The sequence below is a fragment of the Desulfosoma profundi genome (assembly GCF_055387865.1).
On the sequence record NZ_AP042420.1, the window covers coordinates 3,116,438 to 3,129,302 of the forward strand.

Below are 12,865 nucleotides of genomic sequence, written 5' to 3' on the forward strand. Positions count from 1 at the left end.
CTCCTGCGAGGGGTCTCATCTCGGCGACCCTCGACCGCCTTGTCTCCGGCGTACCCGGCCACTATTGCGCGTCAGCCAAGGGTGCATGTGAATTTGTTTATACTTAAATGGAAAGCTGCGGTGTGTCAACAGACAATCGCTTATGCTTCGACAAAAGAAAAAGTCAGTGAAATTGAGCGAGAATCGTCCACATTCGGGGCAAACTTCGACGCACTTGTGGGATGAAACCTTGTTCACAAGACGGAGGTTTCCAAGGCGGTCACCGTCTCTCGGTCTCCCGGGCGGTTTCTTTGCAAGAGGTAGACGGCAAGGGCTTTCCTCTCTTCGGGAGATTTTCTTTGCCACAGGTCGAATTTGGCTGAGGTTTTTTCAGGCGTGATTTTGATGACGCAGCACGCCTGCACGGCGGGAGCGCTTTCATCCACAAGGGGCACAGGGTGCCCTTTTTCATGGGCCGCCACCAACGCGTTCAGTGCAGCGGTCTTTTCTTGCACATTCTCCACGAATCGGGCCCGCCCACGGATGATCACGCTCTGATATAATTGGTGAAGCCGGCACGGCTCTTGGCCGGAGCGAAATTTTAGGTCCACATAGGCCAGAGGGATGTCGACCTGAAAACAGACGCGGTTATCCCTTCGGATATTTTCGATCTTTTCTCCTTCCGGTGCCGAATGAAAATAAATTCGGTTGTTCCAAAAGACATAGTTTACCGGGGTGACATAGGGATACCCATGGACGTCGGTCGTCGCCAGCCGTCCAATGGTGCAAGATTCCAACAGGGTACGAATGGCTTCCGAATCAGTCACTTCGCATTGCTTTCTCTGCATGGTCGTTCCTTTCTGTGGGATTGGCCCATTTCCATTGCGCGGCGTGCTGAGATTATGGCATGGTCCGCCGTGTTGAGACATCGGCGGTCCGAGCCGTCTTTCCAAAGAATGACAACGCACAGTGGCGAGGGCAAATGAACGAGCGCGACTTTACTTCAGGAGATGCAGTGCGACAAGCCTTTCTCAGGGAAGGTTACGTCTGTTCGGGCGAGGTGGCGACAACCCTCTTCTTGGCTCACCGTCTGGAAAAACCGCTCTTGGTGGAAGGACCGGCCGGGGTCGGCAAGACCGAAATCGCGAAAACGGCGGCCCGTGTGCTCGGCCGACCTCTTATTCGGCTTCAATGCTACGACGGGTTGGATGAGTCCAAAGCGCTTTACGAATGGCAATACGGCAAGCAGCTGCTGTATTCCCAGATCCTCAAAGACCGCATGGACACTGTGCTTCAAGGATCCCGCAACATGCACGAATCCATGGCTCGGTTGCATGAAGTCAAAGACCTTTTCTTTTCCGAGCATTTCCTGGAACCGCGCCCACTTCTCAAAGCCCTTCGCGAAGAACGGGGCACCGTACTCCTTATCGATGAAGTGGACAAGGCAGATGAAGAGTTCGAAGCGTTCCTGTTGGAGGTGCTCTCGGATTTTCAAGTGTCCATTCCCGAACTAGGCACCATCCGTGCGCTTCGCCGTCCTTTCGTGGTGATGACCAGCAACAGCACGCGGGAATTGGGTGAAGCCTTAAAACGGCGGTGCCTTTACCTTTACCTGGAGTTCCCGACCCCGGAATTGGAACAAGAGATCCTTCAGGCCCGCGTGCCGGACCTCCCCCCGCACCTTGCCGCCCAACTCGTTGCCTTCATCCAAAAGGTGCGCAAGCTGGAGCTGCGCAAGGTGCCCTCGGTCAGCGAAACCCTCGATTGGGCCAAAGTGCTCTTGGTGCTGAATGTGGGTACGCTCACCCGAGAATTCGTAGCGCAAACCCTAAATGTTATTCTGAAACACGAGGAGGATCTTCGACATCTCGGCTCCCTGATTCCTGAACTCCTTGTGGCCACCCGCACCGAGGTCAATTGATGCATCGAGCGATCGCCGAGTTTGTGGGGATCCTCAGGCAAGCAGGCGTCGGGGTGTCCCCAGCGGAACATATGGATGCTTTGGAGGCCGCGGCGACGACAGGCTGTGCCGACAGAGCCGTCCTGAAGGCCGCCCTGGCGGCTTGCCTCGCCAAGTCTCCGTCGGCACAAAAAATTTTTGATAAATGCTTCGACGCGTTCTTTTCGGTGCAGCCTTTTTTTGTCGGATGGTCCCACGTCAAAGGGATTGGGGGAGTGACGGGGGATGGTCTTTCTTCTCTGGCCTCCGTGCTGCTTTCGGGGGACCAGGGGCATTTGGCGGCGGCTGTGGCGGATGCCGCGCAAAGTGTCGGGCTTCAAGGGGCCGTGTCCATGTTTCAGAGGGGGCTGTATGTGCAGGCGATCTTGCGTCGCCTCAATGTGGATCTTTTGAACCAGGACGTAGATTTCCTCCGCAGCTCGGGCGGGGCTGCGGCCAAGAGCCAGTATCTCGAGGAGGCCCGGGAAGCCCTGGTGACCATGGTGCGGTCCTACGTGGATGTGCGATTGCGTCTTCACCATGAACCCTCGGCGTCTCCAAACTTGGACAGGACTGAGTGGGACCGGGTGCGCCTTTCGCATGGAGAGCGGCGGGATGTGGACGAGATGCATCGGCTGACGGCCGCCATGATCCGAAGGATTCAGGCGAGATACGGCAGAAGGAGAACCAGGGAACGTCTCGGCCGTTTGGACTTCAAAGACAGCATTCGCCGGAGTCTCGGCACACAAGGTCTCATTTTTGATCCGCAATGGAAAAGACCCCGACCGGATCGTCCCGAAGTTGTGGTGCTTTGTGATGTGAGCCGTTCCGTACGGCATGTGACGCGGTTTTTTCTTTTTTTCCTCTACAATCTGAATCGGCTGGTTTCAAAAATCCGCAGTTTCGTCTTCTGTTCCAACCTCGTGGAGGTGACGGACATTTTCCGCCGGGAGCCGCTGGAACGAGCCTTGGCCCGCATCGAAACGGGCCAGGGCCTGGCCGTGATCATGGGCCTGACCGACTACGGAAAGACCTTTGAAGATTTTGCCGCCCGATACCTGAAGAGCATTTCCCGCAGGACGACAATGGTTGTGCTCGGCGATGCGCGTAACAACCATGACGACCCCGCCGAAGGGGCGTTCCGCCGCATTCGGGACAGAGTGCGACGCCTGGTCTGGCTGAACCCTGAGCCTGAACCCTTATGGGATACGGGCGATTCGGTCATAAATGTCTACCGACCTATGTGCGATGTGCTTATGCCTTGCCATACTATGGGACACCTGGAACGCCTGGCGCGCCTCATCGCCGTGGAACCCGTCGGTCAACATCGCCGTGGCCGAGCCGTTTTTCCGCTCCCCCGATATGGGCCGGGCAAAAGATCGCCGGCCCCGACAACCGGGATAAGGACCTGGGCGTCGGCAGCCGTGCCGAGACCTCTTCGAGCATCGCCTGGGGGCACACCAGCGACACGGGGCGGCGTGCGCAATGCGTCATGGACGGTCAGTCCTCCGTATGGGGTTATCCCATGAGGGGTGGAGGGACGACCGCCCGTTCAAGGGACAGGCTGGATCACGACAGTGGTTAAAGCCGCTCGCCGTTGGTGCGCCAAGCCAAATTGGTGCTTCTTATGGGGTGCAAGTCCCCATCGGTTAAGGGCCAACCACCCACCCGTACCGGGTGTTGCAGCGATGAAGGAAGTGGAAGAGGGAGAGACGGATAGGAGAGGAGGTTCAGAGGACACACCGCACGATACCCACGAGTGCGAGAGGGAAACCTGGCCGAACCGCCTATCGGTCTCTTTCCCTGGTAGGGGAGCCCAACGACATCGTTGAAGCGCACAAAGGGAACCACGCAGCCCGTAAGGAAGACCGCATTCCCTGATGGTTGATACAGCCCCGTTAGCGAGCATTGAAGCAGACGGCGACCGTGACAACGGACGGGAAGCCCACACAGAGAGCGCGATAGGGTGAGTGCTGCGAGGGTCTGCCGGGGTTCACGAAGAGCGCGGGATGCGTGGAGAGAAGCATCAGGGACTTGGGAGGCACTGGTTGTTCCTGACCTGGGGTGTGGAAAGACTCCCCGCCAGGGGCAGGTAAGCCGACCGAAAGCAGGAGTAGGGGGAGCTGAAGACGCCCGGGAGTCGGATCAGCCCATAGGACTCGGAGGCGGTAGGGCCGGTCACAAGGGGAAGGGGCTGACAGGGGTACGTAGCCTGCACAAGAACCATTGACCGGACAAGGAGGGCCGGTTAAACAGTGTTAACCTTCTTGCAGGGGATAGTGAAGAAGGCCCGAGAGCAACCCAAGCATCGTTTTGGTAATCTGTACGAGTTGCTCAACGAGGGGTATCTCAAAGAATGCCGGCGGGATATCCGGAAAGACGCTGCGTATGGCGTTGACCGGGTAAGCGCCGAAGAATATGAACACAACCTCGATGAGAACACGCACGACCTTGTAGAGCGGATCAAACAGAACCGATACCGGGCCAAACTCGTCAGAAGGCAATATAATCCCAAAGGGCGACGGGAAATGGCGTCCGTTAGGGATACCCGCCGTCGAGGACAAGCGGCTGCAACTGGCGGTTACGCGGATACGACAAGCCATCTACGAGCAGGATTTTCTGCGTTGTAGTTTTGACTATCTGTCGGGTCCCGGACGATTGCTTGGCTTTGAAATGAATAAATCAGGTTTTTTAGCGTACCAGTTTTTCATGGCCTCGAAGGGCGTGGTGTGGCCGGGAGCGTTCTGGGGAAGATGATAATTGTGCAGCCACACGTAGCGCCGCAGAGTGGTCTCCAGGTCTTGGGCGCTGTCAAAACGATGGGTAGCGAGAATTTCATTGAAGCGCTCGACCATGCCATTGGTTTGCGGGCTTCGTGGCTTGGTCAGGCGATCAGTGAACTCCTTGCCATTGTCAGTCAGCACCTTGGTGATCTTGATCGGGCAGGCCTTGTGCAAAGCGGCCAGGAAGGCCCGGGCAGCGGCCGCGGTCTTGTTCGACCTGATCTGGATGAAGACCCAGCGGGTGGCGCGGTCGATGGCCACGAAGAGATATCGGCGAGACGTCTCGTTGGCCGTCTGGGGCAGGTATTTGACGTCGTGGTGCAAGAACCCAGACTCAAAGGCCTTGAACGGCTTGTGGCCGGCCGCATCCTTGGAGTCGCGGGGCAACCGGGACACGCCATTGCGCTTGAGCAACCGCTGCAGCCCCGAGCGGGAGACCTTCTCGTTGATGAACTTCCGGGTGACCACCGGCACATCGTCCAGGGGCAGCCAGAGCGTTTTGCGCAGGGCGAGGACGACGACCTCCTGAGCCGGTGTCAGCGTGGTCCCCAAGCGATGAGCGGTATGCGGTCGGTCTTCCGCGGTGTCACGAGACTTCCAGCGTCGGATGGTGTCTCCCGATACAGCCAACTCCGCCGCCAGAGCCGCCACCGACAAAGGCGAGAATTGGATATAGGCGCACCATGCCGGCGTGGTTTTGGCATTCTTGTGCTGACGAATGTTCATAGGGGTTGGCGCCAGAGTTCCTCAATCAGGTCGCGGATCGCTTCACGACCCATTACGAGTGCACGACGTTTGGCGTCTATGCAATCGTCCGGCAGCCTACATCTAGGCTCCCTTTGGGATCTCGTTCTGAAGGTGCCAGCCGATCGCGGAAGGACCGACATCGACAAGTACGTCAGGAGGGGACTCACGGACCCTCAAGATATCCGCCGCAACGAGAAGTTGGAGCGCTTTCAGAATCTGGAGAGAACCACAGAGCGCTTCCCCGAGTTCAAGGCGACACGGGAGTCGTTCGGTGAGCAGTGCCCTCATTTCCTTCTAGTTCACCGTTTTCAGCGTGCCCGACTTCGTGAGGTGGAAGTGGTCGGCCTTCCCGATAGCCGTTTCGTTGTTCCGGCATGGCCCCGCTGGCTTTTCGGCCTACACACAGCTCCGGTTATAGTCCAGCAACGCATTCCAGGAGTCCAGCTCTGCGACATGGTGGAACCCATGGACGGCGTATTCCTCTCCCGGTACTTTCATCTCCGGCCGCAACTGAAGCGCCAAGTCGCCCCGTTGGTGGAGTCCGCGATCAGTATTCACATCGACTGGAAGATCCAGAATTTCATTTGGCAGGAGGTAGAGCAGCGCCTCTACCATGTTCATTCGAAGCCCACAACCCTGGGGTCCAAGTTCAGCGTGGACCGTAACCTGACGTCGCTGGGCGCCGCCGCTGATGCTGAGCGTTAGGCGCAAAGCGTGTCGCGGTATAGAATTGCAATGGAGGTAAATACCATGAGAGCTTTTCCAGCGATTGTTGAAAAATGTCCCGATACTGGTTTGTACGTTGGCTATGTGCCAGGATTTCCAGGTGCTCACACACAAGCAGAAACACTCGATGAATTATTAAGAAACCTTCGCGAGGTTATTGAAATGCTGCTTGAGGATGGCGAGCCAACACTTGAAACCGAGTTTGTCGGTACACAAATGGTGGTGGTTGCCTGACGATGGGCAAATATCCGGTTCTCAAGCCGCACGAAGTAGTGGCAATCTTGGAAAAACTTGGCTTTGTTGAAGTGCGCCAAAGAGGCTCACACAAGCAGTATCGGCATCCAGAGGGTCGGAGTACAACTGTCCCTTTTCACCAAGGACGAGACATCTCACCTATTCTGCTACGGCAGATAGCCAAAGATCTTGGACTTTCCCTGGAAGAGTTCTTGAAATACAGGTGATCGGCAAACTTTCTTATAGGGAATGCGCCTAATCCGCGCTTCCACCTGACGCCGCTTTCGCGTCGCAGGTGAAGCGTTATCCGTTGGTGCGTCAAGCCAAATTGGTGCTTCTTATGGGGTGCAAGTCCCCATCGGGCAAGCGGTAACCACCCACCTGTACCGAGTGTTGCAGCGATGGAGGAGGCTAAGGTCGGTTTGAGGAGTTACCGAAGGAATACCTCGGCGCAAGGGGGGGACCAGCGACCCTTACGCGCCCGGAGAGCAGCGACACAGAGTTCTGGAATCAGCCTGCCGAACGGCATCGTTGAAGCGTACACAGGGAACCACGCAGCCCGTAAGGGAGACCGCACTCCCTGAAGGTTGATACAGCCCCGTTAGCGAGCATTGAAGCAGACGGCGACCGTGACAACGGACGGGAAGCCCACACAGAGAGCACGATAGGGTGAGTGCTGCGAGGGTCTGCCGGGGTTCACGAAGAGCGCGGGATGCGTGGAGAGAAGCATCAGGGACTTGCGAGACCCTGGTTGTTCCTGACCTGGGGTGTGGAGAGACTCCCCGCCAGGGGCAGGTAAGCCGACCGAAAGCAGGAGTCGGGGACTGAAGACGCCGGGGAGTCCGATCAGCCCATAGGACTCGGAGACGGTAGGGCCGGTCACAAGGGGAAGGGGCTGACGGGGATACGTAGCCTGCATAGGGCACATTGACCCGACAGGGAGGGCAGGGCAAACAGTGTTAACCTTCTTGCAGGGGATAGTGAAGAAGGCCCGAGAGCAACCGAAGCATCGGTTTGGCAATCTGTACGAGTTGCTCAACGAGGAGTTTCTCCAAGAGTGTTGGCGGGATATTCGGAAAGACGCCGCTTACGGTGTTGACCGGATAAGCGCCGAAGAATATGAGTGCAACCTCGATGAGAATATCTTTGACTTAGTGGAGCGGCTCAAACAGAAGCGATACCGAGCCAAACTCGTCAGAAGGCAATATAACCCCCAAGGGCGACGGAAAATGGCGTCCGTTAGGGATACCCGCCGTCGAGGACAAGCGGCTGCAACTGGCGGTTACGCGGATACGACAAGCCATCTACGAGCAGGATTTCCTGCGTTGTAGTTATCCTTAATCCGTGAGGGTGCGTCTATACATAAAATTATGTTACTGAAGACATCCTGTTGAATTTAATCCCTTTTTGTGCTATAGGGTCTCCTGTCACATTTTCACCCGGCAGGTGCACTCATGAAGAAAATTGAGATCGAACAATCTTCGAAGGCCTTCTACAGCGGGCAGGCAGGCTTGGCCCTTGTGGGGAATCTGATCAACGGCTACACGAGCCTGTGCGAGCAGTTGGAAAAGGAAGTTCCAGGGCGACCAATGATCTCGCACGCGGATGTGGTCAAGACCTACTTGGGGCTTCTGTGTCTGGGCAAGAGTGACTTTGAAGCCGCTGCAGAGGTCGCCGGCGATGACTGGTTCAAAGAGGCTCTGGACATTCAGAAGGTTCCTTCGCAAGAAACTTTGCGGCAACGTTTGGACAAGCACGCGAGAGTTTTCGAACGTGTTGCCGGCGCAAGTAGCGTAGAACTGCTTGAGAGGACTCAGGTTCCCGTGACGGCGCTTTCCACGGGGCACGTGCCTTTGGACCTGGATGTTTTCTGCCTGGACAATTCCGACACAAAGAAAGAAGGGGTGTCGCGCACGTACCGGGACTATGACGGATACGCGCCGATCGGGGCCTACCTTGGGCAGGAGGGATGGTGTCTGGGCCTGGAGCTTCGCCCTGGTTCTCAGCATTCTCAGAGCGGATTTGTTGACTTTTTGCGCAAGATGTTGGTGCATGCGCGCAAGGTGACCTGCAAGCCCCTTTTGGTGCGAACGGACTCGGCTCACGACGCCCTGGAAACGCTTGTGGAGCTTCGCCGACACCCCAAGGTGAGCTTTATCATCCAATGGAATCCGCGCCGGGCCGACGTCCTTTCCTGGCGTGATCGGGCCTTCAGTGAAGGCCGTGTGAGTGAGCCCCGCCCCGGCCAGAAAGTGGCGGTCTTCAGCACGTGGGTGACGCGACACCATGAAGAGAGAACCTATCGGTTTCGGCTGGTGATCCGGGTCACCGAGAGGATATCGGATAGCGAGGGGCAAATCTTGATCCGGCCGGATATCAAGCTGGAGGGCTGGTGGACGTCGCTTTCCGTCCCTGAAGAGGAAGTCATCGGGTTGTACGAGAAGCGGGGTCTGAGCGAGCAGTTTCACAGTGAGATCAAGTCCGACCTGGACTTGGAGCGGTTGCCGTCTGGAAAATTTGCCACCAATGCGCTGGTGTTGACCCTGGGCGGACTGGCTTACAACATTTTGCGCATCCTGGGGCAAAACGGCCTCCTGGCCCATTTTTCGCCCGTACGGCATCGGGCGAAGCGGCGTCGTATAAAGACCGTGATCCAGGAGCTGATCTATCTGGCAGCGCGCGTGATCCGAAGCGCTCGTCGGCTGAAGCTCCAGTTTGGTCGGCATTGTCCCGCTTTTCACGCTTTTCGGAGTGTTTATCTCAAATTTTGCCCAGCATAGGGATCGCCGCCGCAAAAGCCTGAAAGCTCCTTTGGCCATAAGGGGGTGAGGTGTGTCCGAAAATGTCTGAAATGGCATCGCCATGAGGGCTTTTCAGGCCTTGAAAAGGCGATGACCCGAAAAAGTGGCTGAATCAGGGCATCGGTGAGCCCCAAAATGGGTTCCGAATCCATGCTCGTCAGTCCACCCAATCACACTTCACTGATTCAGGGTTATGGCTATCGTCCGAACGTGGGGCAGTAGATGCGGTAAACTGACCATCATGCTCCGGTTTGGGCGGTAAAACCACGTGGTGGAAGCGGACATCCAGGCGTTCTTCGACACCATAGACCATGACTGGTTGATGAGGATGTTGGAGCAACGCATTGAGGACAAAAGGTTTTTGCGGCTTATCCGTAAGTGGCTGAAGGCGGGGGTGCTGGACACAGACGGCCAGGTGCTCCATCCGGTGACGGGGACGCCGCAAGGCGGTATCGTATCGCCTATCCTGGCGAATGTGTACCTGCTCTATGTGCTGCACCTCTGGTTTCACAGGGTGGTGAGGCCACACTGTCGTGGAGAAGCGTGTCTGATGCGCTGCCCGGATAATTTCGTGTGCGCGTTTCAGTATCAGGAGGACGCCGAGAGGTTCTACCGGGAAGTGGGAGAAAGGCTTGGCAAGTTCGGACTGGAATTGTCGGGGGAGAAGACGCGGGTCATCCCGTTCAGTCCACATCACGACCTGGGCAGGACCAGTTTCGACTTTCTGGGCTTTGAGTTCCGCTGGGGGATGGACCCGAAAGGGAGACCCCATCTCAAGGGACGTACGTCACGCAAGAGGCTGCGGGACTCGCTGAAGCGGTTCACCGAATGGTGCAAGGTCAAGTGCCGCTACCGGTTGAAGGACTTGTTCAGGGAGTTGAACGCCAAGTTACGGGGATACTGCAACTACTATGGCGTCATCGGCAATGATACCGGTCTGAACCGGTTTTTCCGAGCGGCGATGCGCATCCTGTTCAAGTGGCTGAACCGCCGCGGTCAGCGGCGGAGTTACAATTGGGCAGGCTTTCGTGAACTATTGGAACAATTCCAAGTAGAACGGCCGCGCATCGTGGGGCGGCCGAAGGCGAGAAGGGCTGCTTTGGGGGCTTAGGGCCGGATTGCGCAAGCGAGTATTCCAGAAGAACCCGGTGCGGGAAAACTGCACGCCGGGTTCTGTGCGGGGGAGGCTGGGTAACTGGCCGTCCTACCGCGATGGTCCACGCGTCGCCGTCGAGCAGCTCCTAAAAAAAGCCGCGCAGATGTTCGGCAAGCTTTTCCGGGCGCAGGATCATAATTTCGTTCTTGAGCAGTTTCTGAAAATAATAGTCGTCCGTCCGGTAATGGGGCGTCACGTTTTGCCGATTGACGATCCGTAGAACGCACGCGAAGGTGCCGTCGTTCCCTTGCACAGGGCCGCTGAAGCAGGAAAAATTGAACGTGGAAAAACCCAAGGCATGGTAGCCGATAAGCACGCGACTCAACGCCCGGCCTGTGGCGCGGATGTGAGCCTCCGTCCAATCCAAAAAAGTCGGGGCGTTGGGGTAGACACCGACGACTTCATTCACCCCCATGGGGGAATAGGCGGCAATCCAATGCGTGTCGTTGATCTGTGCGATGTAGCGATGGCCTTCCGTGCGCTCAGCGGCCACGAGATCATCCCAGTAGCGTGTGCCTGTTCGGTCCCGATAGGCACGGGACGCGTCCAGAAGGAGCCGGTGGTGTGTTGTGGGCTGGACTCCGCCGAGAATCTGCAAGTGGGGATGGGTCACACTGGCCCCGGCAGGAAAGAGGTAGTTCGCGTTGATAGTGAAAAAACCGACCTCGGGCGTTTTTTCCGCGCAGGCTCGGACGAAATCCACGGCGACCGTTAGAGCGTCGATCAACAGGTCCTCAGGGAAATCGTTCAGACGCCGATGATGACGGTTGCCCACCATGACCACGGCGTGGTGAGCGGACAGAGGAAAGAGATTGGGAAAGAGAACGGCTTCCCCTCGAACCAACCGTCCCCCTGGGATAAGGGTGTCCGGGTAACTGGGCGTCATGGTCCTCCATTTCCCGTCGCAGAGGAAGCACGTGGACATGGAGGCGGCGGCTCGCTCTTCCAAGTACGTTTCGTCGGTTGATGGGAAAAGGATGGCGGTTTTCCCCTCTAAGGCGGCATTGTATATGCTCTGATGTCCTGTCAAAGGGTCCCGGCGGACTTCGATGATCTGTTCGTCCAAATCGCCGTTTCGAAGGGGGTTGTGAAAGCGTGCCGTTTCGGTCCAGGATATCCATTGCAGCATGGCGACACCTTTGCTCCTTGAGGTTGACAGATGACGAGGACGAGATTTTCTCCATGAAGCGAGGGAAAAAGGCTTTGGGACATTCGGATCATTGACTTATCCCCTTGAGCTATGCGTTGCGTCCTCTAATGTCCGATGAACACCGATATTTGTCAATCTCCTGAATCCGAGCGATCCCTGCCCTTGCTCTATTGTTTTGGGATCATGATGTGGGACCGATGCCGGCCCCTGGCAACGACTCCGCAGGGGCGGCCCCCGCGCCCGCCGTGAACGGTTGCGCTCCTCTGGATGAAGGCGCAGCCCGGTATCGAGGCGACTACGGGGAGCGCCCCGACGAAGACAACCGTGCCGGGGATGGGGTTTGGCATGACGATAAACGTGAATCCGAGGGACGAAACAGCCTGGGCCGACCTTCAGGCATCGGAATTGCCGGCCCTGCCAGGTGAAATTTCTATGGAAAACATTATAGCGTAAACGAGGATAGGGTCAAAAGTATATCTTCTGTAAGACAGTTTGTTGCATAGACGCAATCTCACGGATTAGAGCATCTGTTCCCCTCATCGAGGAGAGCTTCCACCTCTGGACTTTCTTGACAGAATTTCATGAGTAAAAGCGGGCACGGCGAGGAGTGGAGAAGTCATGGCCTTGGATGAATCCGATGAGCTCTATAGGGACAGAGACCATGCCGGGCAGGTCCTGGCCGAAAGGCTCAAAGGGTTGGACCTTCCCAACCCCTGGGTCTGTGCCATACCCAACGGGGGTGTCCCTGTGGGGATTGCCATCGCTCGCGCGCTGCCGGCACCTTTGAGACTCCTTCTTGTGAGAAAACTCCAGTTTCCGGAAAACCCCGAGGCGGGTTTCGGCGCGGTGACTGTTGAGGGATTTTTGTTCCTCAATCATGACCTCGTGAACCGCTTCGGGATTTCGTCGTCCGTGGTGGAACGTCAAAAGGAAAAGGCATTGGCCAGCCTGCGCCTTCGGCAGGCGCGCTTTGGGACCTTGTGGACGGACCTTCCACCGCTGCAGGACGCTTCGGTCATCATCGTGGACGACGGGCTGGCCTCGGGATTGACCATGGAGGCCGCCGTCGCCGGCATCCGCTCTCGACGTCCCCGTGCGGTGCTGGTTGCCGTGCCCACGGCGTCCATGGAGGCTGTCCGGCGCCTTGAATCCAAAGCCGACCGTGTGATATGCCCGCACATCGGGCGCTTTCGGCGTTTTGCCGTCGCGGATGCCTACCAGGCGTGGTGCGATTTAGAGGAGGACCAGGTTCTGGAACGGCTGGAGGCGTTTCGGTCCTCTTTCGCTGAGCAAAAGTTCTACGATTCTTCGAGGCCACCTCCAACGCCTTGAAGAGAACAAGGGGAACGC

At 57.2% G+C, this 12,865-nt stretch carries 11 protein-coding genes; 8 read left to right on the plus strand and 3 right to left on the minus strand.

The window, feature by feature from the left end:
* Positions 1–233: 233 nt before the first annotated feature.
* A complete protein-coding gene (locus ACZ5K9_RS13440) occupies positions 234–827 on the minus strand; it encodes a pyridoxamine 5'-phosphate oxidase family protein (protein WP_464271839.1) in 594 nt (197 codons plus the stop codon).
* A 134-nt stretch (positions 828–961) separates the two neighbouring features.
* Between ACZ5K9_RS13440 and ACZ5K9_RS13445 the strand changes: the two genes are divergently transcribed.
* Both ACZ5K9_RS13445 and ACZ5K9_RS13450 read left to right on the plus strand, forming a co-directional pair.
* Positions 962–1,900, plus strand: a complete 939-nt coding sequence (locus ACZ5K9_RS13445; RefSeq protein ID WP_464271840.1) for an AAA family ATPase — start codon at positions 962–964, stop codon at positions 1,898–1,900.
* Complete coding sequence (locus ACZ5K9_RS13450) at positions 1,900–3,447, plus strand: VWA domain-containing protein (RefSeq protein WP_464271841.1); 1,548 nt, start codon at positions 1,900–1,902, stop codon at positions 3,445–3,447. The genes ACZ5K9_RS13445 and ACZ5K9_RS13450 overlap by 1 nt, the downstream gene beginning before the upstream one ends.
* A 1,107-nt stretch (positions 3,448–4,554) precedes the next feature.
* On the opposite strand, the gene ACZ5K9_RS13455 is transcribed toward ACZ5K9_RS13450, so the two are convergent.
* Complete coding sequence (locus ACZ5K9_RS13455) at positions 4,555–5,427, minus strand: DDE-type integrase/transposase/recombinase (protein ID WP_464271842.1); 873 nt, start codon at positions 5,425–5,427, stop codon at positions 4,555–4,557.
* A 132-nt stretch (positions 5,428–5,559) separates the two neighbouring features.
* On the opposite strand from ACZ5K9_RS13455, the gene ACZ5K9_RS13460 reads away from it, so the two are divergent.
* The 5 genes from ACZ5K9_RS13460 to ACZ5K9_RS13480 all read left to right on the plus strand — a co-directional run bounded on the left by ACZ5K9_RS13460 (position 5,560) and on the right by ACZ5K9_RS13480 (position 10,320).
* On the plus strand, positions 5,560–6,153 hold the full coding sequence (locus ACZ5K9_RS13460) for a hypothetical protein (RefSeq protein WP_464271843.1): 594 nt from the start codon (positions 5,560–5,562) through the stop codon (positions 6,151–6,153).
* Between the two features lie 45 nt (positions 6,154–6,198).
* Positions 6,199–6,408 (plus strand): type II toxin-antitoxin system HicB family antitoxin, encoded by a 210-nt coding sequence (locus ACZ5K9_RS13465; RefSeq protein WP_464271844.1) that lies wholly within the window; start codon positions 6,199–6,201, stop codon positions 6,406–6,408.
* 2 nt (positions 6,409–6,410) lie between these two features.
* A complete protein-coding gene (locus tag ACZ5K9_RS13470) occupies positions 6,411–6,635 on the plus strand; it encodes a type II toxin-antitoxin system HicA family toxin (RefSeq protein ID WP_464271845.1) in 225 nt (74 codons plus the stop codon).
* Between the two features lie 1,227 nt (positions 6,636–7,862).
* On the plus strand, positions 7,863–9,188 hold the full coding sequence (locus tag ACZ5K9_RS13475) for an IS1380 family transposase (RefSeq protein WP_464270963.1): 1,326 nt from the start codon (positions 7,863–7,865) through the stop codon (positions 9,186–9,188).
* 289 nt (positions 9,189–9,477) lie between these two features.
* Positions 9,478–10,320 (plus strand): reverse transcriptase domain-containing protein, encoded by an 843-nt coding sequence (locus ACZ5K9_RS13480; RefSeq protein ID WP_464271846.1) that lies wholly within the window; start codon positions 9,478–9,480, stop codon positions 10,318–10,320.
* Between the two features lie 130 nt (positions 10,321–10,450).
* Here ACZ5K9_RS13480 and ACZ5K9_RS13485 read toward each other — a convergent pair whose 3' ends face one another.
* Positions 10,451–11,494, minus strand: a complete 1,044-nt coding sequence (locus tag ACZ5K9_RS13485; RefSeq protein ID WP_464271847.1) for a hypothetical protein — start codon at positions 11,492–11,494, stop codon at positions 10,451–10,453.
* A gap of 639 nt (positions 11,495–12,133) precedes the next feature.
* Here ACZ5K9_RS13485 and ACZ5K9_RS13490 point away from each other — a divergent pair.
* On the plus strand, positions 12,134–12,847 hold the full coding sequence (locus ACZ5K9_RS13490; protein WP_464271848.1) for a phosphoribosyltransferase: 714 nt from the start codon (positions 12,134–12,136) through the stop codon (positions 12,845–12,847).
* The last annotated feature ends 18 nt before the right edge of the window (positions 12,848–12,865 follow it).

Coding starts and splice junctions, on each gene's coding strand:
- ACZ5K9_RS13440 (WP_464271839.1), bottom strand. CDS start 827: ATGCAGAGAAAGCAATGCGAAGTGACTGATTCGGAAGCCATTCGTACC.
- ACZ5K9_RS13445 (WP_464271840.1), top strand. CDS start 962: ATGAACGAGCGCGACTTTACTTCAGGAGATGCAGTGCGACAAGCCTTT.
- ACZ5K9_RS13450 (WP_464271841.1), top strand. CDS start 1,900: ATGCATCGAGCGATCGCCGAGTTTGTGGGGATCCTCAGGCAAGCAGGC.
- ACZ5K9_RS13455 (WP_464271842.1), bottom strand. CDS start 5,427: ATGAACATTCGTCAGCACAAGAATGCCAAAACCACGCCGGCATGGTGC.
- ACZ5K9_RS13465 (WP_464271844.1), top strand. CDS start 6,199: ATGAGAGCTTTTCCAGCGATTGTTGAAAAATGTCCCGATACTGGTTTG.
- ACZ5K9_RS13470 (WP_464271845.1), top strand. CDS start 6,411: ATGGGCAAATATCCGGTTCTCAAGCCGCACGAAGTAGTGGCAATCTTG.
- ACZ5K9_RS13475 (WP_464270963.1), top strand. CDS start 7,863: ATGAAGAAAATTGAGATCGAACAATCTTCGAAGGCCTTCTACAGCGGG.
- ACZ5K9_RS13485 (WP_464271847.1), bottom strand. CDS start 11,494: ATGCTGCAATGGATATCCTGGACCGAAACGGCACGCTTTCACAACCCC.
- ACZ5K9_RS13490 (WP_464271848.1), top strand. CDS start 12,134: ATGGCCTTGGATGAATCCGATGAGCTCTATAGGGACAGAGACCATGCC.